Below are 23,574 nucleotides of genomic sequence, written 5' to 3'. Positions count from 1 at the left end.
AAATCTACGCGCGGTTGGCGATGATTAGCCAGACGACGAGCCCGATGAGCGCGGCGGCCGCCAGCGCGGTAAGGGTGATTTTGACCCAGCTGTAGGGGCGTTGGCCCTGAACCTCCCCGGTGACGCCGTTGATGAGCACCTGGTAGGTCTTGCCGCCGAACAGGTAGCAGCCGATCCACACCGGCAGCAGCAGGAGCTTGAACCTGACATCGGTGTACGTCGTGTCGACCGTGCTCACGCGCTGCTCGTCGCCGCCGATGTCCCGGCGGCAGTCCTGCTCGATGACCTCGGCCATCTCCTGCTTGGCGGCCTCGATGCCCTGTTCCGGCTCGACCTCGTAGCGCAGGGTGTGGTGGCCGGAGATGTAGGCGGGCTCGAAGGGGAGGGCCTGGCCGGTGGGCCACGGTTCCAGCTCGGCCAGTTGCTCGGGGGTGACCCGGTGGGTCGCGGGCACGAGCACGTCGTCGAAGTGGCGCGAGACCGTGCCGGAGGCCGGCCACCAGCGGGTCTTGCGCACCCGGCGGGTCTTGGTCTGGCCGTTCTCCGTGTAGGTCTGGGTGACGTAGTAGTGCTCGCCGCGCGAGCCGGTGTAGTCGGAGGTGGTGCCGGAGTCGAAGGTCCAGTGCGGGACATACGTGGACTTCATCGACTCCGCCTCGCTGACCTTCTTGAGGCGGTTCGGGGCGAACCAGCGGGACTTCACCCAGCCGCGCAGGGCCGTGCGCGAGCCGTTCTTGTCCAGCGCGAACGGGACCACGGCCTCGGGCGCGATCTGGTCGCCCGCCGTCGTGTCCGCGACCAGCGCGGCGCCGCAGAACTGGCAGCTCTTCGACAGCGCGTCGCTCTCCGTGCGCGCGCCGCACCCTGGACAGGCACTCTGGTGTACGGCTACCGCCGCCACCCGCGGCTTGGCCAGGAAGGCGGCGTAGTCGTGCTCGCGCACGGCCCGGTCCGGGGCGGCGATGCGCTGCTCGAAGCCGCAGTACGGGCAGCGCTGGACGCTGGTGCCCGGGGCGTAGGCGACGCTCGCGCCACAGCCCGAGCACGGATGGGTGGTCGGTGCGGGGGAGGACAAATCCGGAGCCTTTCTGCGGTTCAGGCGGGCGGCAGCGGCGGGGGCGTCTGGGCGAGCAGCCCGGCGAGTTCGGGGACGTCGCGGGCGGGCGACCACTGCGCCATCCCGGCCTTCCACACCAGCGTCTCGGGGGTGAGGCCGGAGAGCGCTTCCTGGTCGTAGGGGCCCTTGCGCTCGCCGCCGACGCCGACGTACCACTGCGCGGACGGCAGGGGCGGCGGTGTGGCGGCCGGTGGTGCGGCGGGCGGGGGTGCGGCGGGCGGTGCGAAGGCCGAGGCGGCGGCCTGGCCCGCCACCATGCCGACTCCGAGTCCCATGGCGCCGTTGGGGTTCTCCGCGGCGACCTCCACCGCGTTGGCCGCCTGGAACTGGGAGTAACGTCCCAGGTCGCCGACGATGCCCATCTGGGTGCGCTTGTCCAGCGCCTGCTCGACCTCGGGCGGCAGCGAGATGTTCTCGATGCTGAAGTTCGGGATCGAGATGCCCACCCCCGCCAGGTCGGCGCTGAGCACCTCGGCCAGGCGGCGGCCCATCTCGTGCTGCTTGGCGGCCAGGTCGAGCACGGGCATCCCGGCCGTGGCCAGCGCGGGCGCGAGCCGGCTGACGATCATCTGGCGGAGGTAGCCCTCGACCTCTTCGGTCCTGAACTGCTGGTCGGTCCCGGCCAGCTCGGTCAGCAGCTTCCTGGCGTCGATGACGCGGGCGGAGTAGGCGCCGAAGGCGCGCAGCCGGATGGGGCCGAACTCGGCGTCCCTGATCATGACGGGGTTCTGGGTGCCCCACTTGAAGTCGCTGAACTGGCGGGTGCCGACGAAGTACACCTCGGCCTTGAAGGGGGAGTGGAAGCCGTGCTTCCAGCCCTTGAGCGTGGACAGGATCGGCAGGTTCTGGGTTTCCAGCGTGTACGTGCCGGGCGGGAAGATGTCGGCGATCTGGCCCTCGTTGACGAAGACCGCGACCTGCGACTCGCGCACGACCAGGCGCGCGCCCATCTTGATCTCGTTCTCGTAGCGGGGGAAACGCCAGACGATGGTGTCGCGGCTGTCGTCGAGCCATTCGACGATGTCGACGAACTCGCCCCGGATCTTGTCGAACACGCCCACATTTCCCCCAACGGTCGGAAATAACTGGCGGGCACGCTACCAAAGGGCGTTTGACAACTGGTTAACGCGCGAGCCCGGTACCCTTGGGCAGCATGGCCGGGACTGAGCCCGGCGCACGGAGCGGAGTGAACGAGCGCCCGCGCGGCGGTGGAGGAACGGCTAGCGACCCATGAGCAGGCAACAGCAGCTCGAATACTCCGAGTTCCAGGCGGCGATGCTCGACGAGGGCAAGCGCCGCCGCAAGGCCGCGAAGATCATCGCGGTGCTGGAGCACTTCCACGGGCCGCTGGCGGGGCTCACCGTGGGCGACGTGGGCTGTTCGGCCGGATTCATCGCCGACGAACTGGCCGACGCCGGCGCCAAGCACACGCTGGGCATCGACATCGACGTGCCCGGCCTGCGCAAGGCCGCCGACCGCTTCGGCGAGCGGGTGGCGTTCGTCTGCGGTGACGGCACGGCGCTGCCGTTCCCCGACCGCTCGGTTGACGTGCTGGTCTTCAACCACATCTACGAGCACGTGGTCGACCCCGACGCGGTCGTCGCCGAGATGCACCGGGTCCTGGCCGACGACGGCGTCCTCTACCTCGGCCTCGGCAACCGGCTCGGCATCATGGAACCGCACTACAAGCTGCCGTTCCTGTCCTACCTGCCGCCGTCGCTGGCCGACCGCTACGTGCGCGCCTTCGGCCGCGCCGACCACTACTACGAGCGCTTCCGCACCCGGCGCGGGCTCAAGCGCATGCTGCGCGCCTTCCACGTCTGGGACTACACCTTTCCCGTGCTGGCCACGCCGACCCGCTTCGCCGGTGGGGAACTGTTCCCCGGTGTGCTGGGCAAGGTGGTGCGGGCCGTACTGGCGAAAACCCCCCGTGAGGTGCTCAAGCTGCTCCTCCCGGTCGTGCCGACCTACCTGTGGGTGGCCACCAAGACGCCGCGCCGTCCGCGCGGCGCCGCACTCCCGCAGCCGCCGGAAAGAGTGCATTGAGTACGGCGGAGCCGCGCACGGCACGCCGCTCCGTGGTGAAGAAGGTGGTCAGGTTCGGCTTCCTGGCCATCGCCCTGGGCTTCGGCACCTGGGCGGTCGCCTCCCAGTGGGACGCCGTGACCGCCGGGTTCGCGAAGCTGTCGTGGCCCATGGTCGCCGCCTCGCTGGTCGCGGTCGTCGCGGCGCTGCTGGGCGCGATGCTCACGTGGCGCACGCTCCTCGCCGACCTGGGCTCGCCGCTGCCTTTCAGGTCCGCGGCCAAGGTCTTCTTCGTGGGCCAGCTCGGCAAGTACATTCCCGGCGCGGTCTGGCCGGTGATCGCACAGATGGAGATGGGCCGCGACCTCGGTGTGCCCCGGTCGCGCAGCGCCGCGGCGTTCTTCCTGATGATGCCGATCCAGCTGGCCACCGGCCTGCTCGTCACGCTCGGCACCCTCGGCTGGGACCGCTACGGCTGGCTGCTGCTGGTCCTCCCGGTGATCCTCGTGCTGCTGGAGCCCAAGGTCATCAACGCGGTGATCGGGTTCGGGCTGCGCAGGCTCAAACGCGAACCCCTCGAACGCCCGCTCACCCGGCGCGGCATGCTGACCGCGCTCGGCTGGGCGCTGGCCGGGTGGGCCGCCTACGGGGTGCACCTGTACTTCGTCGCGCCGCAGACCGGGCTGCTCTTCGCGATCGGCGCGTTCGCGCTGTCGTGGTGCCTGGGCATCCTGACGTTCGTCGTGCCAGCGGGGGCGGGGGTGCGCGAGGTGGCCATGGTGGCGGTGCTGTCACCGGTCATGGATCGGGGCTCGGCGATCGCCGTGGCCCTTGTGTCGCGGATTGTCATCATCGTCGGTGATCTGATCTGCGCGGGTATCGCCGGATTCGTTGCGCGTCGCGACCGTGTGTGATTTGGACCACGTTTTTGGGGACGCTGGTCTTAGGCTGAACAAGAGAGGGGGACAACCGGTCCCACGTTGATCTTGAGGGGAGAAGATCTTCGTATGCCTCGTGTGCTTGTCGACGCCGCCGCGGTCCCCGCTGACCGCGGTGCGTTGATCCGATATGTAGACGGCCTCATCGGCGCCCTTCACCGGGCCGGGGCCGACCTCGCGGTGGTCTGCCAGCGTTCCGACGCGGAGCGTTACGCCAGGCTGGCGCCCTCGGCGCGGATCCTGCCCGGACCCGTCGCCATCACCAACCGGGCCACCAGGCTCGCCTGGGAGCAGACCGGGGTACCCCTGCTCGCCCGGCAGGCCGGTGCCGATGTGATCCACGCGCCCTACTACTCCATCCCGCTGCGCTCCGGTCTGCCGACGGTGGTGACCGTCCACGACGTCACCTGGTTCACCGAGCCCGACCAGCACGGCACGGTCAAAGCGTCCTTCTTCCGCTCGGCCACCCGCACCGCCGTGCGACACGCCCGGCGGGTCATCGTGCCCTCCAAGGCCACCCGCGACGAACTCGTCCGTGTCCTGGCCGCCGACCCCACTCGCATCGACGTCGCCTACCACGGCGTCGACCAGGAGATCTTCCACCCGCCGACCGAAGAGGAGACCCGGCGCGCGGCCGAGCGGTGCGGACTGCACGACCAGCGCTACGTGGCCTTCCTCGGCGCGCTGGAACCGCGTAAGAACGTTCCCAACCTCATCCGCGGCTTCGCCATGGCCGTCAAGAGCCTGCCCGACCCGCCCGCTCTGGTGATCGGCGGCGGCGTGCACGAGGACGACGTCGACGCCGCCTGCCGCGAGGTCGAGGCCACGGTCAGGGTCATCCGCCCCGGCTACCTGCGCAGCCCCGACCTGCGCGGGTTCCTCGGCGGCGCGCTGGTGGTGGCCTTCCCGTCGAAGGGCGAGGGCTTCGGGCTCCCGGTGCTGGAGGCGATGGCCTGCGGTACGCCCGTGCTGACCACCCACCGCACCTCGCTGCCCGAAGTGGGCGGGGACGCGGTGGCGTACAGCGAGCCGGACGCCGACAGCATCGCCACGGCGCTCGGCCAGCTCCTGGCCTCCTCCGAACGACGGGCGCAGCTCCACCGGGCCGGGCTGGCGCGGGCCCGCGAGTTCACCTGGGACGCCTCGGCCGAGGCGCATCTCAGCTCCTATCAACGGGCGGTCGAATAGTTGGATAACCTCGCGGAGTGATGGAGAGCTCTTTGCCAGGCCTCGAGGCGATCCTCCTGGTCGGGGGCCAGGGCACGCGCCTGCGCCCGCTGACACTGGGCACGCCCAAGCCGCTGCTGCCGACCGCCGGTGTGCCGTTCCTGGCGCACCAGCTCGCGCGCGCCCGCTCGTTCGGGGTGCGTCGCATCGTGTTCGCCACCTCCTACAAGGCGTCGATGTTCGAGCCGGTCTTCGGCGACGGCGCCGACTTCGGGCTCAAGCTGGAGTACATGACCGAGGAGACGCCCCTCGGTACCGGCGGCGCCATCCGCAACGCCGCCCAAGCCCTGACCGTCTCCTCCGACGCGCCCGTCCTCGTGCTCAACGGCGACATCCTGTCCGGCCACGACATCGGCGACCAGATACGCGCTCACGTGGACCGGCAGGCCGCCGTCACCCTCCATCTCACCGAGGTCGACGACCCGACCCGGTTCGGCTGCGTGCCCACCGACTCCACCAGCCGGGTCACCGCCTTCCTGGAGAAGACCCCCAACCCGGTCACCAACCGCATCAACGCGGGCTGCTACGTCTTCACCCGGTCGGTGATCGACTCGATTCCCGCCGGGGAGGTCGTGTCCGTCGAACGGCAGACCTTCCCCGGGCTCATCGAGTCGGGCGAACTCGTGCTCGGTTACGCCGACCGTACGTACTGGCTGGACGTCGGCACACCGGCGGCGCTCGTCCAGGGCTCGCGCGACCTCGTACTCGGCAAGCTCGCCTCACCCGCGCTACCCGGCCCGACCGGCGAGCACCTGGCGTTGCCCGGCGCCCTCCTGTCCCCGGAGGCCAAGGCGGTGGGCGGCACCGTCGTGGGCGCCGGGGCCCGGGTCGAGGCGGGTGCCACGGTGACCGGCAGCATCCTGCTGGACGACTGCGTGGTCGGCGCCGGCGCCACGGTGACCGACTCGGTGGTGGGCGCGGGAGCCCGGATCGCCGCCGGCGCGGTGGTACGCGACGCGCTGATCGGCGACCGGGCGGTGGTGGGAGCGGGCAACGAACTGCAGGCGGGCATCCGGGTATGGCCCGACATCCAGCTCCCGGACTGCGCCGTCCGCTACTCCAGCGACGTCTAACCCCACCCAAACACGCGCCCCCGGGCACGTTGGCGCCCCGGGCACGGGCTGTCTGTGTGCTTGGGTGCCCCAAGCTTGGGGTGGCCTCCGCTCCGGGGTTCCGCGGGCTGTCCGGGGATGCCCGAGGGGCGCTGCTGTGGCCCCCCGGCAGGGAACTGCCGGAAGGTGGTGCGGGGGCTTGGCGTGTGGTGATGCGGGTTCTGGCGTGAGGAGCCTGGGCGAGGTGAGGCTAGAAGGTGCGGTAGTCGCGGATGGGCATGCGGGGGCCTCGGGGTGGGGGGCGGAGGCCGGTTAGGCCGATCAGGACGGTGGCGCGGTGGCGGTGGCCGGTGTAGGGCTCCAGGAGGCGCATCATGCCGGGGTCGTCCGTCTTTTCGCCGGTCAGTGCGTAGCCGACGATTTTGGCCAGGTGGAAGTCGCCGACGCTGACGGCGTCCGGGTCGCCGAAGGCGCGCTGGCGGACTTCGGCGGAGGTCCACACGCCGATGCCGGGGAGGGTGCGCAGGAGGCGGTCGGCTTCGGCGCTGGTCTTCGCGGATTCGAGTTTTGTCGCGTGCCAGGCCGCCGTCGCGATGGTTTTCGCGCGTACGGCTTCCGCCCCCGACCGGTGCCACGCCCAGGCGGGGATCTCGCGCCAGACGGCGGGTTCCGGCACGACGCGCATGCCTTCTGGGGCCGGGCCGGGGGCCGGTTCGCCGTAGCGGTTGAGTAGCCAGCGCCAGGCCCGCCACGCCTCGCGGCCGACGACCTTCTGCTCCAGGACGGCGGGCACGAGGGCTTCCATGACGCGGCCGGTACGCCCGATCCGCAATCCCCGGTGTTTGCGGAAAACGTCCTCCAACACCGCATGTTTCACGGTAAATCCGGAAATGTCGTCGTCAGCCCCTACCAACCCGGGCAACGATTCCAGCAGCCAGTCCGCTCCGGGGCCCCAGGCGTGGCCGTACACGGTGGCGGATTTGAGGGAGACGCGCAGGGTGCCGGGGCCGGCGGGCGTGCGGGACGTGCGCCAGATCGCGCCGTCGCGCCCCTGCCGCCAGGTGGGGTCGCCGCCGCCGTGCCGGTGCGGGCCCACGACGAGGCCCACGTCAACGGGCTCGTCCGGCGTCCACGCTCGCTCTTTCACGTCTCCAGTGTGCCCGTACCCGCGCGGCCTGGACGACCGCGCGGGTCAAGGGGACGGCGTCAGCCGTACCGGATCAGGAAGGGAAACCCCATCCGGGGGTGCCGGGCTTCGGCGGCGTGAACTCCCGCAGAGACCTGACCTCGGACGGCGGCACCGCGGGACAGCGGGCGCCGGGCGCGGGCAGGCGCTGGGAGAGCAGGTACGCGTCGATCGTCCCGGTCGCGCAGGCGCCGCGGCCGTAGACGATGTGGCCCCAGCCTTCGTAGGTGAGCAGCCGGCCCGAGCGGCCGAGCTGCCGCGCGGTGCCGAGCGCCCACGGGTAGACCGTGGCCGGGTCGTGCAGGGAGTTGGCCACCAGCAGCGGGGTCTTGGTGCGGACCTTCAGGTCGTGCTGCGGGTTGGGGATCGGGGCGGGCTGGCCGAGGCAGGAGACGACCGGGAAGATCGCCAGGCTGCTGTAGCGCATGTCGGGCGCGATCTTGCTCTGGCGGCGGACGTGGGAGTTCCACTCGCGGTAGTCGCGCACGGGCAGGCGGAAGTCCAGGCAGAAGATCTGGAACGGGTTCGGCTGGACCTCCTGTGTACGGTCGACGGCCGGGGTCAGGGCGCCTTCCCTCAGCGTCCCGGTGCTGAGCAACTCGTCGATGCCCTGGGAGAGCCGCGGCCAGCCGCGCGGGTCGTAGAAGTTGCCGACCGCGAAGGAGATGATCTCGAAGGCGGTGACCTTCACGTCGGGTTGTCCCGGCGGGTGGATCTCGCCGCGGTCGGCGCGGGCCAGGAGGTCCTTCCAGATCGCCCGCAGGTCCTTGCCGTGCTGCAGGCAGGAGGTCTCACGCTCGCACCAGGCGGCGAACTCGTCGAACGCGTCCTGCGCGCCCCACGTCTCGGTGTCCATGAAGCCGCGGGTGCCGAGGCTGTGGTCCATGGTGCTGTCGAGCGTCAGCGCGCGTACACGCTGGGGGAAGTTCTCGGCGTAGAGCTGGCCGAGCAGGGTGCCGTAGGAACCGCCCCAGTAGGTGATCTGACGCTCGCCGAGCGCGGCGCGGAAGGCGTCGAGGTCCTTGGCGGTGCTGAGCGAGTCGACGTGGTCGAAGACCGGGCCGGTGCGGGCCCGGCAGTCGGCGCGCAGCCGCTCGTTGTAGGCCAGCCGCTTATCGAAGTCGGCCTGGTTCCGCATCAGCGGGTGGGGCGACTCGGCCAGCACCGAGGTGGAGCACACCACCGGGTTGCTGCGGTTGGTGCCGCGCGGGTCGAGGCCGACGACGTCGAAGCGGCGCAGGAGCTCGGGGCTGAGGTACTGCGGGGCGAAAAGCACCTCTTCCACCCCGGATCCGCCGGGCCCGCCGGCGCCCAGCACGAACGCGCCGATCCTGGCGGCCGGGTCGGTGGCCTTGCGCCGCGCCACGCCGACGTTGAAGGTGCCGCTCGCCGGGTTGTTCCAATCCACGGGTACGGCCAGCGTCCCGCACTCCACGGCCGGATCCTCCGGGCACGGAGCCCAGGCGATGGACGGCTTGGCCGGCGTCGCGGCCGAGGCCGTGGGCGCCAGAAGGGACAGGGGAACCAACAGCCCTGTTAAAAGGGCGGCGAATCTTCGCATGACTTGATCATCAGTTGCGGAACCCGGTCAGGGAAAGGGACTTGAGGAGGGTTGGAGGAGTAGGCCCTAGGGAGGAGTGGGCGTCATACCGAGGGCTGGGTGCGCTCCAGAGACTCAGAGGGTCGTATCGTGCCGCTATGACTGTGGTCAGTGATTCCGCTCTGCGCCGGGCGCTCGCCCGCGCCCGCGATGGCAAGGCACTCGACGTCACCGAGGCGACCGTTCTGCTGCACGCCCGCGACGGGCACCTCGACACTTTGCTCGAACACGCCGGACGGGTGCGTGACGCCGGGCTGCGCAACGCCGGGCGGGACGGGGTGATCACGTACAGCAAGAACGTGTTCATCCCGCTGAGCCGGTTGTGCCGCGACCGCTGCGGCTATTGCACGTTCGCGACGGCCCCGCACAAGCTGCCCGCGCCGTTCCTCAGCCCCGACGAGGTGCTGGAGATCGCCCGGCAGGGCGCCGCCTTGGGATGCAAGGAGGCGTTGTTCACGCTCGGCGACCGTCCCGAGGACCGCTGGCACCAGGCGCGCGAGTGGCTGGACGCGCACGGCTACGACGACACGATCTCCTACGTCCGCGCGATGGCGATCCGGGTGCTGGAGGAGACCGGCCTGCTGCCGCACCTGAACCCGGGCGCGCTCACCTGGCGCGACTTCCAGCGGCTGAAGCCGGTCGCCGGGTCGATGGGGATGATGCTGGAGACCACCTCCACGCGGTTGTTCACCGAGAAGGGCGAGGCCCACTACGGCTCGCCGGACAAGGACCCCGCGGTGCGGCTGCGGGTGCTGGAGGACGCCGGCCGGTCGAACGTGCCGTTCACGACCGGCGTGCTGATCGGCATCGGCGAGACCGTCCAGGATCGCGCCGAGTCGATCTTCGCGATCAGGAAGGTCGCCCGCGAGTACGGCGGCGTCCAGGAGGTCATCGTCCAGAACTTCCGCGCCAAGCCGGACACGGCGATGCGCGGCATGCCCGACGCCGACCTGCGCGAACTGGCGGCGACCATCGCCGTCGCGCGGCTGGTGCTCGGCCCGAGGATGCGTATCCAGGCGCCCCCGAACCTCATCGGCGGCGAGTTCGAGCTGATGGTCAGGGCCGGCATCGACGACTGGGGCGGCGTCTCGCCGGTGACCCCCGACCACGTCAGCCCCGAGCAGCCGTGGCCGCAGATCGACGACCTGGCCGAGCGCACCGCCGCCGCCGGGTACGGCATGCGCGAGCGCCTGACCCTCTACCCCGAGTACGTGCTGGCCGGCGAGCCCTGGATCGACCCCCGCGTGATGGCGCACATCAGCGCGCTGGCCGACCCGGAGACCGGCCTGGCCAAGGAGGACGCGGTCCTGAAGGGCATCCCCTGGCAGGAGCCCGACGGCGGCTTCTCCGCCTCCGGCCGGGTGGACCTGCACACCGCCGTGGACACCGAGGGCCGGACGAACGACCGCCGCGACGACTTCGACAACGTCTACGGCGACTGGGACGCGCTGCGCGAGCGGCTGCCCGCCGCCGCGCCCGTGGCGATCCTGGGCGACCTGAGCCAGGCGCTGCGCCGCGCCGAGTCCGACCCGGCCGGGCTGAGCGACGCCGAGGCGGTGGCGCTGCTCGGCGCCGACGGCCCGGCCCTCGACGAGCTGGCCCGCATCGCCGACGACCTGCGCCGCGAGGCCGCCGGGGACGACGTGACCTTCGTGGTCAACCGGAACATCAACTTCACCAACGTCTGCTACACCGGCTGCCGCTTCTGCGCCTTCGCCCAGCGGCGTACCGACGCCGACGCCTACACGCTCAGCCTCGACCAGGTCGCCGACCGGGCCGCCGAGGCGTGGCAGGCGGGCGCGACCGAGGTGTGCATGCAGGGCGGCATCCACCCCGACCTGCCGGGCACCGCCTACTTCGACATCGCCAAGGCGGTCAAGGCGCGTACCCCGGACATGCACGTGCACGCGTTCTCGCCGATGGAGGTGGTCAACGGGGCCAGCCGTACCAACCTGTCGATCGAGGACTGGCTGCACGCGGCCAAGGAGGCCGGGGTCGACTCGCTGCCCGGCACCGCCGCGGAGATCCTGGACGACGACGTGCGCTGGGTCCTGACCAAGGGCAAGCTGCCGACCAGGGAGTGGGTCGAGGTGATCACCACCGCGCACAAGGTCGGCCTGCCGACGACCTCCACGATGATGTACGGCCACGTCGACAACCACCTGCACTGGGTCAAGCACATCAAGCTGATCAGGAGCCTGCAGCAGGAGACCGGCGGCTTCTCGGAGTTCGTGCTGCTGCCGTTCGTGCACCACAGCGCCCCGATCTACCTGGCCGGCATCGCCCGGCCCGGCCCGACCGCGCAGGAGAACCGCGCCGTGCACGCGCTGGCCAGAATCCTCCTGCACGGCTCGATCAAGAACATCCAGTGCTCGTGGGTGAAGCTCCAGGACGACCTGTGCCGGCAGGTGCTCCAGGGCGGCGTCAACGACCTGGGCGGCACGCTGATGGAGGAGACGATCAGCCGCATGGCCGGTTCCGAGAACGGCTCCTACAAGACGATCACGGAGATCGGCGAGATGGTCGCGCCGACCGGCCGTCCGCTCCACCAGCGCACCACCGGGTACGGCCGGCCGGACGCGGAAAGGCTGGCGGCTTCGGCCAAGAGCGACGGCGTCTGCCGTAGCGTCCTGCGGATCGTTTAGTTATAACAAGTTCTACCTGACCTTGCGCCGCCCCCGGGCGGCGCTGGGAGAATCGTCACTCCCGAATGGAGAGGTAGCACCGTGCGGTTGGCTCGACACCGCGCCGCTCCGGCGCCTGAGCAGCGGCGGAGGCAGGCGCTCGGCCGGGGCGTGCTGGCGGGGCTGGCGGCCGTGGCCGTTCTGGTCGCCGGTTTCGTGGTCGTCTTCGGCGGTGGCGGACCCCTGTGCTCGACACGAGAGCCTGTTCTGGTCAGTGTGGCTGCCGCGGTGGATGTGGCGCCTGTGGCGATGCTGGCGGCCGAGCGCTTCAACGAGACGAAGACGGCCACGGGCGGGCGCTGCGTCCTCGTCCAGGTGACCGAGCAGCCGCCCGCGACCGTGCTGCGCACGCTGATCGGCGACCGCGCGGGCGTGCTGCGCCAGCGGCCCGACGGCTGGATCGCCGACTCCTCCGCCTGGATCCGGCTGGCCCGCAAGCAGGGCGCCAGCGCTCTGCCTGCCGGGCAGAGCACGGTGGCGACCTCGCCGCTGGTCTTCGCCACCCGCCAGTCGCTGGCCGAACGCTTCGCGGTGGGCAGGACCGAGATGAACTGGCGCATGGTCTTCCCCTCGACCGTACGCGGGCGGCTGCGCCCCAACGAGAACGAGCCCGACGTGGTACGCGTGCCCGACCCCTCGCTGGCCGGAGCGGGCATCGCCACCGTCGCCGCGGCCAGGGACGTCGTCGGCACCGGCGCCTCCGCCGACCGGGCGCTGACCGCGTTCGTCCGCTGGGCGCAGGCCGGCTCGGCCCCCGACTACCGCTCGATGCTCGCGGCGGTGGACGACCGGGCGTTCTGGCAGCGGCCGGTGGTGATCGTCCCCGAGCAGTCGGTGCGCGAGCACAACCGGCGGCCCTCCGCCGATCCGGTGGTCGCCTTACATCCGCGTGAGGGCACGATCAGCCTCGACTACCCCTACGTCGTCACCGCCACCGACCCCGAGGTGGCCGAGGCCTCCACGGTCTTCGCCGACTGGCTGCGCGGCGACGAGGCGCAGGAACTCGTGCGCCGGGCCGGGTTCCGCTCCGGTGACGGCACGCTCGGGCCGATCTCGCCCGGCCCGCAGATCCCCGCCGAGACGCCGCGCACCCGGCCGTCCATCTCGCCGACGGAGATCGACGCGGCGCTGCAGGCCTGGAGCAGGCTGGCGCCGCCGACCAACATCCTGGTGCTGGCCGACACCTCCAAGCACATGACCGACCGGCTCGGCACCGCGCTGGCAGCGGCGAAGATCGGGCTGCAGCTCTTCCCCGACTCGACGCACATGGGGATGTGGGAGTTCGCGGACACGCTGGGCCGTACCAAGGGATATCGCGAGCGCGTGGGCCTCGGCCCGATCAACGAGCCGGAGTCAGGCCAGGTCGTACGGCGCGGCCGGCTCGACGAGCTGACCTCGGCCATCACCGTCCACCCCGGCCTGGACAGTTCGCTGCACGACGCGATCCTGAGCGGCTTTCGCGAGGTCGGCGGCGAGTTCCGCGAGGAGATGAACAACACGCTCCTCGTCATCACCGCGGGCAGGGACGACGGCAAGGGTCTGACCCGCCGTCAGCTGCTCGACCGCCTGCGCGCTGAGTGGGACCCCGACAAGCCTGTGCAGATCGTCGTCATCGCCTTCGGTTCGGGCGTGGACCGCGCGGGTCTGTCGGAGATCACCACCGCCACCAACGGCTCGCTGCACGTCGCGCAGGAGCCGGGGGAGATCATCGAGGTGTTCCTGGCCGCGCTGGCGCGCCGCCTGTGCCACCCCACCTGCAAGGCCACCTGAGGGGCCGCGGGCACCCGCCACCCGCCGCACGGAGCGGGTGCCCGTCCACAAAGACCGCTAGGGGCCTTGGGGAACTTTCATGCGGCGGCGGAGGTGTGCCACCACCGTGTCCAGCGACCACGAGCCGCTCCCGATGAGCACGAGAATCAGGAACGACCAGCAGAAGAGGGCGGCGAGCTCACCGCCGTTGATGAGGGGAAACAGCCCCTTGGGTTGGTGGACGGTGAAATAGGCGTAAGCCATCTCACCGGCGGCGAGGAACGCCGCCGCCCGGGTGGCCAGTCCCAGCAGGACCAGGCCACCCGCGACGAGTTCGATCACCGCAGCCCACCAGGACGGCCATTCGAGAAAGGCCGGTGGAGTGCCGCCACGAGGTCCGCCGAGCACGCCGAAGAGCTTGGCGGCACCGTGACAGGCGAACAGCAGCCCGACCACGATGCGGAACAGTGACACACCCGCGTCACGAACTTGCTGCTGCATGGATTCAGACCCGCTGCCAAAGAGCCGGGACATTGGGCGGTTCCCATCCCGCTATCGCGGTGTGCGACTGGAGGCAACGGTAGGACTGTCCGGCGTAGGTGACGGTGTTGCCCGGTGCGTAGGCGGTGCCTGCCGCCCAGGTGCCACCGGGGTTGGTGGCGGTGGGAGTCGGTGTGGGAGTGGTGGGGGTCGGTGTCGGAGTGGGGGTGGGAGTGGGGGTGGGCTGGCCGGGGCCGCCGCCGATGTTGACGTCGACGCAGGCGTAGAACGCCATGGCGGTGTCGGCGATGTTCCAGATGGCCAGGACCTTCTGGCGGCCGCTGAAGCCGGACAGGTTCACGTTGTGCGTGACCGTGGCTCCCGGTTGCTGGCCGTTTCCTGCGACGTAGCCGACGCGGGTGCTACCGATGTAGTACTCGTACGACAGCGTCGCGTGGCGGGCGGTGAACGTCCAGCTGAAGCTGGTGGACGAGCCTACGTTCGTCACCGGCCACGGCTTGCTCTCGTCGCTGAGCGGAGCCCAGCGGGAGTCGCCCGCGTGGCAGTTGCGCTGACCCTTGGCGCCTTCGACGCTCTGCGGCTCCCAGACGATGGGTCCGCAGTTCTGCACCTTGCCGAGCTTGCAGTTGTACTGCCGGCTCGGGGGTGAGTTGACGTAGCCGTGGGCGAGCGCCGGGGAAGCGACGAAGATCGTGGCGGATATCGCCACGAGCATCGCGCTGGCTAACGTGAGCACCCTTCTCATAAAAATGCTCCTCTACATGGGGGGATACCCCGAACATAAAGGAAAGTTTCCTAAGGGTAAATGCCTGCTTTACCCCTAAGTGCTGGGAAGAGTCAGATCAGCGCAGCACGATGCGGGCCGCAAAATCTTGGGGCTCCCGGTCCGCGGGGGTCTCGGCGGGATGGCCCACCGCCACCAGACCGATCGGCCGCCAGCCGTCGGGAAGATCCAGAATCTCCTCCGCGCCGCCCGGCGGCAGCCACGCCGAGCCGAGGCCCTCCATCGCGAGCTGGATCAACAGGTTCTGCACGGCCGCGCCCGCCCTGGCCGCCGCCTGTTCGCCCGGCACGGTCACACAGGGCACCACCAGGTACGGGGCCATCACCAGCTTCTCACGTACGGCCGGCGACTCCACCAGGGCGAACCGGGTGTGCTCGGCGCCCGGGGCGGTGAAGGCGGCTTCGACGGCCTGCCGTACCAGCGACGCGTCGACCGGGTCGCCGGTGAAGTCGCGGACGGTGCGGCGGGCGGGGACCACGTCGCGGGAGCCGTAGCGGAAGAGGTCCTCGTCGGCGGGGCGGATCAGCGGGCGCACGCCGGGACCGTCCTCCGCGGTCACCAGGTGCGCCAGGCCGCGCACCACCGCGACCGGGACGCCCGCCAGCTTGCCCTTGACCAGTTCCGCCGCCGCGGCGATCTCGTCGGCCAGGGCGGTGACGGTGGCGTTGAGCGGGTTGCCGTAGGCGTCCTCGCCGCCGCGGAAGTCCTCCAGGGGGAGCACGCCGGCGGCGCCGATAGCCACGTCGGTGAGGCCGTTGCGCCACGGGCGGCCGAACGTGTCGGAGATGATCACGCCCACGCCGTGGGGGAGGCCGGCGCGGATGCGGCGGGCGGAGGCGTCGCTGTCCTCGGGCAGGAGCAGGACCGTGCCGGGGGCGACGTTGGAGTTGTCGACGCCCGCGGCGGCCATGACGAAGCCGTGGCGGGTCTGGGCGATGACCATGTCACCGCGCCTGGCCACGACGCGCTCGGTCTCCTCCTCGATGGCGGCGGTACGGTCGGGGGCGTGCCGGAGGCGGTTCTCGGCCTTGCTGACGATCTTCGAGGTGATGACCACGATGTCACCGGGCCGCAGCTCCGCCCCGTTGAGCAACCCGGCCAGATCGTCACCGGGCCGCACATCGGGCAACCCCAGAACCGGCAACACCCGAACCTCTCCGGAAACACCCCCTTCCGGGGATGCCCCTTCCGGGGATGCCCCTTCCGGGGATGCCCCTTCCAGGGATGCCCCCTCCAGGGATGCCCCCTCCAGGGATGCGCCTCCGGGGACAGCTTCTTCGGGGGTGGGCCCCTCTGGGGAAACCCTTTCCCGGACGGCTCCTCCGGGGGCAGCTTGGTCGGGGGTAGGCCCTTCGGGGGTGGGCCCATCTGGGTGTGCTGGTCGGGTTTCTGGGATGGTCATCGGTTGAGGTCCAGGGCGAGGTCGAGGGCGGCGCGGGCGATGTCGGCGGCCGCGTCGGCGTCGTGCATGATCAGGGGGCGGGACTCGACCCGGATGCCGTCCACGGCCACCCCGTCGTCCTCCGGCGCGACCAGCCAGCCGTCGATCAGCTCCGGGCCGTAGAGCTCCAGCACCGCCTGGGCGCTGGTCTCCACCCCGATCGCGGTCAGGCACGCGTCGGCCATGCCGCGCACGGGCGCGCCGCCGATGATCGGGGAGACGCCCACCACGGTCTTGGCCAGCAGTGCGTCCCTGATGCCGGGTACCTGGAGAATCGTGCCGATGCTCACGACCGGGTTCGACGGCGGGAGGATCACCACGTCGGCCTCCTCGATCGCCTCCAGCACGCCGGGCGCGGGCCGCGCGGTGTCGGCGCCGATCAGGGCGATCGACTCGGCCGGGATCGAGGCGCGCAGCTTGACCCACCACTCCTGGAAGTGGATCGCCCGCCGCCCCTGCTCGTCGGTGATCACGACGTGGGTCTCGCAGCGGTCGTCGCTCATGGGCAGCAGCCGTACCCCGGGGCGCCAGCGCGCGCACAGCGCCTCGGTGATCTGTGAGAGCGGGTAGCCCGCCTCCATCATCTGCGAGCGCACGATGTGGGTGGCGAAGTCACGGTCGCCGAGCCCGAACCACTGCGGCTCCACGCCGTACGCGGCCAGCTCCTCCTTGACCGTGTGCGTCTCCTTCTCCCGGCCCCAGCCCTGCTCCTCGTTGATGCCGCCGCCCAGCGTGTACATCACGGTGTCCAGGTCGGGGCAGACCCGCAGGCCGAAGAGGGTGATGTCGTCGCCGGTGTTGCCGATGACGGTGATCTGGGCGTCGGGGGCGGTGGCGCGCAGGCCGCGCAGGAAACGGGCGCCGCCGATGCCGCCGGCGAGGGACACGATGTGCATGTCACCCAGTCTTCCATCTGTCCCAGAGGTCAGTCTTACCCCTCCCCATGCCAGAAAAATCCTCGCAATGAGGGACATGTGAGGAATGAGCCTCCTGGGTTCCCCGCCGCGTAAGTCGGTCATGTGGCAAACTCACTGCGGGCCAAAGGGCTCGATGGGGGTAGTTGTGAGCAAACTTGACGTCGCCCGGCTGAAAGAGCCGGCTGCCTGGATCATGCTGGCTGCCGGCGTCACGTCCACGCTGGTGGCCGTGGGCCGGTTTCTGATCGGCGGAGACGGTGCCTACGGATCGAGCATCGGTCTCACCGAGCGCGGCGCCATCTACTTCTCAAGCCTGACCAGCCCGGTCACGATCGCGCTGCTGGTCGGCGCGGTGCTGCTGCTGACCAAGGTCGGCCCGCCGGCCAAGTCCGCGGGGCCGGTCACGATGGCCGCGGCGATCACGCTGTCGGGCATGGCGCTGTTCGGGGTCCTGGCGCTGTTCGTCGCCCTTTTCGCGGGCAACGGCTTCCGCTCCATCGTCGAACTCCTCCTGACCGGCCTGCCCACCCTCGCCCTGACCGTCCTGGCGGCCCTCTACCTCATGCCGCAGGCCCTGCCCGCGCGCCGTCCGGTGACGACGTTCTCGCCGCAGCCCGGCTTCGGTCAGCCTCAGGGGTACGGCCAGCAGAGCTTCGCCCAGCAGCCCGGCTACACTCCGCAGCCCGGTTTCGGCCAGCCCGAATACGGTCAGCAGCCCGAGTACGCCCAGCAGCCCGCCTCCGGCCAGGCCTTCGCCCAGCCCGCCCCGGGCCAGACGTTCGGCCAGCAGCCCCCGTCGGGCCAGCAGCCCGCGTACGCCCAGCCCGGATACGGCCAGAGCCAGCCCGGCACCGGCCAGCAGGGCACCGGTCAGCAGGGCTTCGGCCAGCCGGGCTTCGCCGGCGCCGACCCCGGCCAGCAGCCCGGCTACGCCCAGCCCGACCCCGGCCAGCAATACGGCCAGCCGCCCTTCGCCCAGCCCGAGCCCGGTCAGCCCGGTCAGCCCTTCGGCCAGCACGGATTCGGGGCCGAACAGGAGGCGTACCAGGGCTTCCAGCAGCCCGCAGCCCCCGAGCCGCCCGCGCCGCAGCCCAGGGCCGCGCTCCCCGCCGCCCCCGAGCCCCAGCAGTACGCGCAGCCCGAGCCCGAGCAGTACAGCCAAGACCCCCAGCCCTACAGCCAGGAGTCACAGCAGTACGGCCAGGAGCCCCAATACGCCCAGCCCGCCCAGAGCGGCGCGTACACCACGCCCGGCTACTCCTCGCAGGACACCCCCAACGTCTACGCGCCGGAGCCGCCCCCCGCCCAGAGCGGCTACAGCACGGTCGACACCGCGCCCCCCGCCGCCGGCTACGCCCCCGCCGACACGGTGCCCCCGTCGGGCGGCTACACGCCGTCGGAGACGATGCCCGACTCCGGCTACACCCCGGCCCCCTACGTCCCGGCCGACAGCCAGCCGGACGTCTACCGCCAGCAGCCCCAGTCCGGCGCGTACACGGCTCCCGACCCCAACCCGTACGCCCCGCCGCAGAACCACGACGCCTATGCCACCCCGGGCTCCTTCGCCCCAGCGGCCGACGCGCCCAACCCGTACGCGCCGCCCCAGGACGGTCAGGCGGGCACGCCGTACTACGAGCGCCCGCCCGCCTTCGAGCAGCAGGGCCAGCCGTTCACCGGCGTGTCGGGCCAGGAGTACGCCCAGCCGCAGCACTACCAGGAGCCGGACCCGCCCGTCGACCCGCGCTCCCAGCAGTTGCTCGACGCCTACCAGCAGGCCGAGCACTACCAGCACTCCACCGCCGGCACCGCACCCGACCTGCGCGTGCCGGACTACACGGGACAGGCGGGCCCCTACGACGACCCGTTCGGGCACCCCCAGCAGCAACCCCCGGCACCCCAGCAGCCGCAGCAGGCCTACCAGCCCGGCTGGAACGGCGGCGAGTCGCCGGCCGAGTCGACCGTCCGGCTTGACCAGTCGATGTTCCGCGGCGGCGACGCGCTGAACGACCCGCCCAGGCAGGGGGACGACCCGATCGACCCCACCGCCATATACACCCCCAACGAGCCTCGCAGGTAATGAACTGACTAAGCACGGCTAGAGAGAAGGTGGGCCACGGGCGGGGGTCAATCCCGCCCTGGTACGGTTTCGACCGCTGAGAGCGCGGAACACGCCAGGTCAAGGCCATGGTTCATGGAAACCGCCGGGCGCGAACATCACATGCCAAACACACCGGGGCGAGATCTGGTCTTTCCCCGGATACCGGCATGCCGCTTGACGTCACGTACGGCACGCGCGTGTAATTACAACCATGTTGTTACGCCTTCCTGTGGGTGGGTAATAAGGAAGGCGTTCATGGGGGGCTCCATTGCGGGCGGGCGGCAGGGAGGTGCGCAGTGACCGATCTGGTCATCGCACAGGACCAGCTTGATGCGGAAGAACTCGGCTGGCAGGAGCGCGCACTGTGTGCGCAGACGGATCCGGAGGCGTTCTTCCCGGAGAAGGGCGGCTCCACACGCGAGGCCAAAAAGGTCTGCCGGACGTGTGAGGTCCGAGCCGAGTGCCTGGAATACGCGCTGGAACACGACGAGCGGTTCGGCATCTGGGGAGGGTTGTCCGAGCGGGAACGTCGGCGGATCAAGCGCCAGGCCGTATAGGCAGATATCCGGTTCAGGGGTCACGCGGCATCGCCCGCGTGGCCCCTCGCCGGTTTTCGGTCAGCTCAGCCGTGGGTGTCGAAGCCCGGATCGACCTCGTCCGGCGAGCGGCCGAGCAGGAACGCCACCTGCTCCACCACCGTGTCGTGCACCAGCGCGCCCAGCGTCTCCCGGTCGCGCGAGCGGGCCTCCAGCGGGCGGCGGTAGACCACCACGGAGGCGGGCTGGGCGCCACGGGCCGGCTCGGCGCGGCCGAACGGGATCGGGCCTGAGCGGCCGGGGCCGTCGCCGAGCTCGCTCAGCGGCGGCACCTCCTCCACGGCGAACTCCACCGCCGCCAGCTGCGCCCCCCAGCGCGGCTTGAGGCGCTCGACGGCGTCCAGGACGAAGTCGTCGAAGCGCTCGCCCCTGGACTTCGCGATGGGCACGTGGGAGGGAGCCAGCGGGCCTCGGAGGCCGCGACCGTGGCGGTCACGGCGTCGTGGAGTCATCCGCACAGTTTACGAGGAGCGGCCGCCGTACTGCAGCATTGGTACAGGTGGGTGTAAAGCCTGCGACAGGTGTCCGAATTGTGGCGACACGCTCGTTAAGAGCGCTCAGATAGTGGCGCCTCGGACTCTTACCAGATACGGTCCCTCCGTGAGCCCCGTCCGCCGCTGTTCCCGCACCGCTTGCAGCCAGCCTGCCGTCTTCACGCTCACGTACGTATACGCCGACTCGACCGCTGTTCTCGGCCCTCTGGCGACGTACGCCGAGCCGCACTGCTATGACCTGTGCGCCGAGCACGCCGAGCGGCTCACCGCCCCCCGCGGCTGGGAGGTGGTGCGGTTGCCCACGGACGGCGCCTCACCCAGCTCGGACGATCTCGAAGCGCTCGCCAACGCCGTCAGGGAAGCGGCCAGGCCGAGCCCCTCCGGCACCGAACCCGTCGGCCAGGGAGTCGAGGTCGGCCGCAGGGGCCACCTGCGCGTGCTCCGCTCCGCCCAGCAGCAACGCGGCGACCGGTAGGCTCGTCTCAACGACGACCTAGGAGCAGGAGTGGGCGATCTCGCCAAGATCTTCAAGGCCTACGACGTACGCGGCGTGGTGCCTGACGAGCTGGACGAGCCGATCGCCGAAGCCGTGGGGGCGGCCTTCGTCGACGTGACCGGCGCGACGTCGCTGGTCGTGGCGCGGGACATGCGCACCTCGGGAGTCGCGCTGGCCGGAGCCTTCATCCGGGGCGCCACCGGGCGCGGAGCCGACGTGATCGACGCCGGGCTCGGCTCCACCGACCTGCTCTACTATGCCAGCGGCAGCCTCGACCTGCCCGGCGTGATGTTCACCGCCAGTCACAACCCGGCCCGCTACAACGGTCTGAAGATGTGCCACGCGGGCGCCGTCCCGGTCGGCTCCGACACCGGGCTCACCGCGGTGCGCGATCGCGCCGCCGGCCTGCTCGCCGCCGAACTGCTCGCCCCCGGCTTGGAGCCGGGCGCGACCCGCGGCTCGGTCACCGAGAAGGACCTGCTCCACGGCTACGCCGCGCACCTGCGCGGGCTGGTCGACCTGCGCGCGATCCGGCCCCTGCGGGTCGTGGTCGACGCCGGCAACGCGATGGGCGGCCACACGGTGCCCGCGGTCTTTGATGGCCTGCCGATCGAGGTGACGCCGCTCTTCTTCGAGCTCGACGGCACCTTCCCCAACCACGAGGCCAACCCGCTCGAACCGGCCAACCTGGTCGACCTGCAGCGCGCGGTCATCGAGACCGGCGCCGACCTCGGCCTGGCCTTCGACGGCGACGCCGACCGCTGCTGGGTGATCGACGAGCGGGGCCGCTCGGTCTCGCCGTCGGCGGTCACCGCGCTGGTCGCCGCCCGCGAGCTGGCCAAGCACCCGGGCGCCAAGATCATTCACAACCTGATCACCTCGCAGGGCGTACCGGAGATCGTCCGCGAGCACGGCGGCGTGCCGGTACGCACCCGCGTGGGCCACTCCTTCATCAAGGCCGAGATGGCCGCCACCGGCGCCGTCTTCGGCGGGGAGCACTCGGCCCACTACTACTTCCGCGACTTCTGGTTCGCCGACTCGGGGATGCTGGCCGCCATGCACGTGCTGGCCGCCCTCGGGGAGCAGGCGAGCCCGCTGTCTGAGGTCGTGGCCGCCTACTCGCGCTACCACGCCTCCGGTGAGATCAACAGCACCGTCGCCGACCAGGCCGGTGCGCTGGCCAGGGTCCGCGAGACGTTCGGCGGCCGGGGCTCCTTCGACGAGCTCGACGGGCTGACGGTGAGCGGCTCCGGCTGGTGGTTCAATCTGCGTGCGTCCAACACCGAGCCGCTGCTCAGGCTCAACACAGAAGCGGCCGACGAAGGCAAGATGACGGCGATCAGGGACGAGGTCCTCGCCGTCGTAAGGAGTTGAAAGTGAAGATCGACGACTGGCTGCTCGAAATCCTGGCCTGCCCGGCGTGCAAGTCCGCGCTGCGTGCCGAGGCGGAAGCCGACGAGCTGGCCTGCACCGGATGCGGTCGCGTCTATCCGGTACGCGACGACATCCCCGTCCTGCTGGTCGACGAGGCCAGGACTCCGTGAATTGGGAGTCCGACCGGCTCGATGACCAGCGATTCCTTACCGACAACGATCCCGGCGGCATGCTGCTGGCGGTCGCCGCCTCCGCCGCGCAGGTCAGGATGGGGCAGCGCGCCGCGGCCGAAGCCGGCCTCGCGGAGCTGCGGGGTCGTCCGAGAGCCGTCGTGGTCGTGGGCATGGGCGGCTCGGCGATCGTGGGGGACATCCTGGCGGCCGTCGCCGGCCACGGCGCGCCGCTGCCGATTCTGACCGTCCGCTCCTACCAGCTCCCCGGCTGGGTGGGCGCGACCGACCTGGTGATCGCGGTGTCGGCCTCCGGGCGTACCGAGGAGACGTTGTCGGCGGCGACCGAGGCGGTCAGGCGCGGCTGCACGCTCGTGGCCGTCGCCTCGCCCGACTCGCCGGTGGAGTCGGTGGCCAGGCAGGCCGGCGGCATCTTCGTGCCGGTTCAGGCGACCGGGCAGCCGCGGGCCAACGTGTGGCTGCTGGCCGTACCCCTGATCGTGGCCGCGGCCGGGCTGGGGCTGGCGCGGGTGGACGAGGCGCTGATCGAGGGCGTGGCGAAGTCGCTGGAGGACATCGCGCACCGCTGCCGTCCCTCCAGTGAGTCGTTCATCAACCCGGGTAAGCAGCTGGCGATGGAACTGGCCGAGAGCGTGCCCATGATCTGGGGTTCGTCGCAGGTGAGCGGGGTGGCGGCGTACCGGCTGGCCTGCCAGCTCAACGAGAACGCCAAGTATCCCGCGGTCTTCGGCGAGCTGCCCGAGGCCAACCACAACCAGGTGGTCGCCTTCGACGGCCCGCTGGCCAAGCGCGACATCTTCGCCGACGAGGCCGGGCGGTCGCTGCGGCTGGTGATGATGCGGGACGCCGACGAGCACCCGCAGGTCACGCGGCGGCGCGAGGCGTCGGTGCGGATGGCGCGGGACCGCGACGTCGCGGTCACCGAACTGACGGCCGAGGGCGCTCATCCGCTCGAACGGCTGGCCTCCCTCATCGCCCTCGGCGACTTCGCCAGCACCTACCTGGCGCTCGGCTACGGCATCGATCCGACGCCAGTGACAGCGATCACAGAACTTAAGGCGAGGATTTCCCAATAAGATCCGGGATTGATCTGATCGACCCTAT

General features: G+C 70.9%; 21 protein-coding genes. 12 read left to right on the top strand and 9 right to left on the bottom strand.

Going from position 1 to position 23,574, the window contains the following annotated elements; translation table 11 throughout:
• Positions 1-4: 4 nt before the first annotated feature.
• Positions 5-1,075, bottom strand: a complete 1,071-nt coding sequence (locus ACFWYW_RS12815; RefSeq protein WP_379609894.1) for a hypothetical protein — start codon at positions 1,073-1,075, stop codon at positions 5-7.
• A gap of 20 nt (positions 1,076-1,095) precedes the next feature.
• The gene (locus tag ACFWYW_RS12810) at positions 1,096-2,172 is read right to left on the bottom strand and encodes an SPFH domain-containing protein (protein ID WP_379609893.1); all 1,077 of its coding nucleotides are present in this window, start codon (positions 2,170-2,172) and stop codon (positions 1,096-1,098) included.
• Between the two features lie 175 nt (positions 2,173-2,347).
• Between ACFWYW_RS12810 and ACFWYW_RS12805 the strand changes: the two genes are divergently transcribed.
• From ACFWYW_RS12805 to ACFWYW_RS12790, 4 genes are all read left to right on the top strand, one after another.
• Complete coding sequence (locus ACFWYW_RS12805; protein ID WP_379609892.1) at positions 2,348-3,163, top strand: methyltransferase domain-containing protein; 816 nt, start codon at positions 2,348-2,350, stop codon at positions 3,161-3,163.
• The gene (locus ACFWYW_RS12800; protein ID WP_379609891.1) at positions 3,160-4,056 is read left to right on the top strand and encodes a lysylphosphatidylglycerol synthase domain-containing protein; all 897 of its coding nucleotides are present in this window, start codon (positions 3,160-3,162) and stop codon (positions 4,054-4,056) included. The genes ACFWYW_RS12805 and ACFWYW_RS12800 overlap by 4 nt, the downstream gene beginning before the upstream one ends.
• Positions 4,057-4,149: 93 nt before the next feature.
• Positions 4,150-5,268 carry a glycosyltransferase family 4 protein gene (locus tag ACFWYW_RS12795; RefSeq protein ID WP_379609890.1) on the top strand — a complete coding sequence of 373 codons (1,119 nt, stop codon included), beginning with the start codon at positions 4,150-4,152 and terminating at the stop codon, positions 5,266-5,268.
• Positions 5,269-5,288: 20 nt separating this feature from the next.
• Positions 5,289-6,380 carry a sugar phosphate nucleotidyltransferase gene (locus ACFWYW_RS12790; RefSeq protein ID WP_379610116.1) on the top strand — a complete coding sequence of 364 codons (1,092 nt, stop codon included), beginning with the start codon at positions 5,289-5,291 and terminating at the stop codon, positions 6,378-6,380.
• Between the two features lie 229 nt (positions 6,381-6,609).
• Here ACFWYW_RS12790 and ACFWYW_RS12785 read toward each other — a convergent pair whose 3' ends face one another.
• Together ACFWYW_RS12785 and ACFWYW_RS12780 are read right to left on the bottom strand one after the other, a co-directional pair.
• Positions 6,610-7,506, bottom strand: coding sequence for a DNA-3-methyladenine glycosylase family protein (locus ACFWYW_RS12785; RefSeq protein WP_379609889.1), 897 nt, complete (start codon positions 7,504-7,506; stop codon positions 6,610-6,612).
• A 73-nt stretch (positions 7,507-7,579) separates the two neighbouring features.
• Entirely contained in the window at positions 7,580-9,106 is a 1,527-nt protein-coding gene (locus tag ACFWYW_RS12780) for an alpha/beta hydrolase (RefSeq protein ID WP_379609888.1), read from the bottom strand.
• A 137-nt stretch (positions 9,107-9,243) separates the two neighbouring features.
• Here ACFWYW_RS12780 and ACFWYW_RS12775 point away from each other — a divergent pair, with 137 nt between their 5' ends.
• Together ACFWYW_RS12775 and ACFWYW_RS12770 are read left to right on the top strand one after the other, a co-directional pair.
• On the top strand, positions 9,244-11,790 hold the full coding sequence (locus ACFWYW_RS12775) for a bifunctional FO biosynthesis protein CofGH (protein WP_379609887.1): 2,547 nt from the start codon (positions 9,244-9,246) through the stop codon (positions 11,788-11,790).
• A gap of 81 nt (positions 11,791-11,871) precedes the next feature.
• On the top strand, positions 11,872-13,599 hold the full coding sequence (locus tag ACFWYW_RS12770) for a substrate-binding and VWA domain-containing protein (RefSeq protein WP_379609886.1): 1,728 nt from the start codon (positions 11,872-11,874) through the stop codon (positions 13,597-13,599).
• A gap of 57 nt (positions 13,600-13,656) precedes the next feature.
• Here the strand turns inward: ACFWYW_RS12770 and ACFWYW_RS12765 are convergent, their stop codons facing one another.
• The 4 genes from ACFWYW_RS12765 to cofD all read right to left on the bottom strand — a co-directional run bounded on the left by ACFWYW_RS12765 (position 13,657) and on the right by cofD (position 17,200).
• Positions 13,657-14,112, bottom strand: a complete 456-nt coding sequence (locus ACFWYW_RS12765) for a DoxX family protein (RefSeq protein ID WP_379630924.1) — start codon at positions 14,110-14,112, stop codon at positions 13,657-13,659.
• Positions 14,084-14,824, bottom strand: a complete 741-nt coding sequence (locus tag ACFWYW_RS12760) for a lytic polysaccharide monooxygenase (RefSeq protein ID WP_379609884.1) — start codon at positions 14,822-14,824, stop codon at positions 14,084-14,086. Before ACFWYW_RS12760 ends, ACFWYW_RS12765 begins: the two co-directional genes overlap by 29 nt.
• 97 nt (positions 14,825-14,921) lie before the next feature.
• Positions 14,922-16,085, bottom strand: coding sequence for a coenzyme F420-0:L-glutamate ligase (locus ACFWYW_RS12755; protein WP_379610114.1), 1,164 nt, complete (start codon positions 16,083-16,085; stop codon positions 14,922-14,924).
• A gap of 176 nt (positions 16,086-16,261) precedes the next feature.
• A complete protein-coding gene (cofD, locus tag ACFWYW_RS12750; protein WP_379609883.1) occupies positions 16,262-17,200 on the bottom strand; it encodes a 2-phospho-L-lactate transferase in 939 nt (312 codons plus the stop codon).
• A gap of 166 nt (positions 17,201-17,366) precedes the next feature.
• Here cofD and ACFWYW_RS12745 point away from each other — a divergent pair, with 166 nt between their 5' ends.
• Both ACFWYW_RS12745 and ACFWYW_RS12740 read left to right on the top strand, forming a co-directional pair.
• Entirely contained in the window at positions 17,367-19,298 is a 1,932-nt protein-coding gene (locus ACFWYW_RS12745; RefSeq protein ID WP_379609882.1) for a hypothetical protein, read from the top strand.
• Positions 19,299-19,615: 317 nt separating this feature from the next.
• Positions 19,616-19,876, top strand: a complete 261-nt coding sequence (locus ACFWYW_RS12740) for a WhiB family transcriptional regulator (RefSeq protein WP_184957754.1) — start codon at positions 19,616-19,618, stop codon at positions 19,874-19,876.
• 65 nt (positions 19,877-19,941) lie between these two features.
• On the opposite strand, the gene ACFWYW_RS12735 is transcribed toward ACFWYW_RS12740, so the two are convergent.
• On the bottom strand, positions 19,942-20,367 hold the full coding sequence (locus ACFWYW_RS12735; protein ID WP_184957753.1) for a metallopeptidase family protein: 426 nt from the start codon (positions 20,365-20,367) through the stop codon (positions 19,942-19,944).
• A 148-nt stretch (positions 20,368-20,515) separates the two neighbouring features.
• Between ACFWYW_RS12735 and ACFWYW_RS12730 the strand changes: the two genes are divergently transcribed.
• From ACFWYW_RS12730 to ACFWYW_RS12715, 4 genes are read left to right on the top strand one after another with little or no spacing between them, the layout of a single operon-like run.
• Positions 20,516-20,884: a DUF3499 domain-containing protein gene (locus ACFWYW_RS12730; protein ID WP_184957752.1), complete on the top strand. Its 369-nt coding sequence runs from the start codon at positions 20,516-20,518 to the stop codon at positions 20,882-20,884.
• Between the two features lie 30 nt (positions 20,885-20,914).
• Positions 20,915-22,279, top strand: coding sequence for a phosphomannomutase/phosphoglucomutase (locus ACFWYW_RS12725; protein WP_379609881.1), 1,365 nt, complete (start codon positions 20,915-20,917; stop codon positions 22,277-22,279).
• The gene (locus tag ACFWYW_RS12720; RefSeq protein ID WP_221339873.1) at positions 22,276-22,449 is read left to right on the top strand and encodes a Trm112 family protein; all 174 of its coding nucleotides are present in this window, start codon (positions 22,276-22,278) and stop codon (positions 22,447-22,449) included. The genes ACFWYW_RS12725 and ACFWYW_RS12720 overlap by 4 nt, the downstream gene beginning before the upstream one ends.
• Positions 22,446-23,546, top strand: coding sequence for a bifunctional phosphoglucose/phosphomannose isomerase (locus ACFWYW_RS12715; protein WP_379609880.1), 1,101 nt, complete (start codon positions 22,446-22,448; stop codon positions 23,544-23,546). The genes ACFWYW_RS12720 and ACFWYW_RS12715 overlap by 4 nt, the downstream gene beginning before the upstream one ends.
• Positions 23,547-23,574 lie beyond the last annotated feature (28 nt).

The organism is Nonomuraea sp. NPDC059023, from assembly GCF_042740095.1.
In the GTDB taxonomy this organism is placed as follows: Bacteria; Actinomycetota; Actinomycetes; order Streptosporangiales; family Streptosporangiaceae; genus Nonomuraea.
The sequence above is the reverse complement of the archived record's forward strand: the minus strand, read 5'-3'. Positions and strand labels throughout refer to the sequence as shown.

What these genes read in the sequence shown, in the direction of transcription:
- ACFWYW_RS12805 (WP_379609892.1), top strand. Translation starts at nt 2,348, where the DNA reads ATGAGCAGGCAACAGCAGCTCGAATACTCCGAGTTCCAGGCGGCGATG.
- cofD (WP_379609883.1), bottom strand. Translation starts at nt 17,200, where the DNA reads ATGCACATCGTGTCCCTCGCCGGCGGCATCGGCGGCGCCCGTTTCCTG.
- ACFWYW_RS12795 (WP_379609890.1), top strand. Translation starts at nt 4,150, where the DNA reads ATGCCTCGTGTGCTTGTCGACGCCGCCGCGGTCCCCGCTGACCGCGGT.
- ACFWYW_RS12780 (WP_379609888.1), bottom strand. Translation starts at nt 9,106, where the DNA reads ATGCGAAGATTCGCCGCCCTTTTAACAGGGCTGTTGGTTCCCCTGTCC.
- ACFWYW_RS12775 (WP_379609887.1), top strand. Translation starts at nt 9,244, where the DNA reads ATGACTGTGGTCAGTGATTCCGCTCTGCGCCGGGCGCTCGCCCGCGCC.
- ACFWYW_RS12760 (WP_379609884.1), bottom strand. Translation starts at nt 14,824, where the DNA reads ATGAGAAGGGTGCTCACGTTAGCCAGCGCGATGCTCGTGGCGATATCC.
- ACFWYW_RS12790 (WP_379610116.1), top strand. Translation starts at nt 5,289, where the DNA reads ATGGAGAGCTCTTTGCCAGGCCTCGAGGCGATCCTCCTGGTCGGGGGC.
- ACFWYW_RS12735 (WP_184957753.1), bottom strand. Translation starts at nt 20,367, where the DNA reads ATGACTCCACGACGCCGTGACCGCCACGGTCGCGGCCTCCGAGGCCCG.
- ACFWYW_RS12765 (WP_379630924.1), bottom strand. Translation starts at nt 14,112, where the DNA reads ATGTCCCGGCTCTTTGGCAGCGGGTCTGAATCCATGCAGCAGCAAGTT.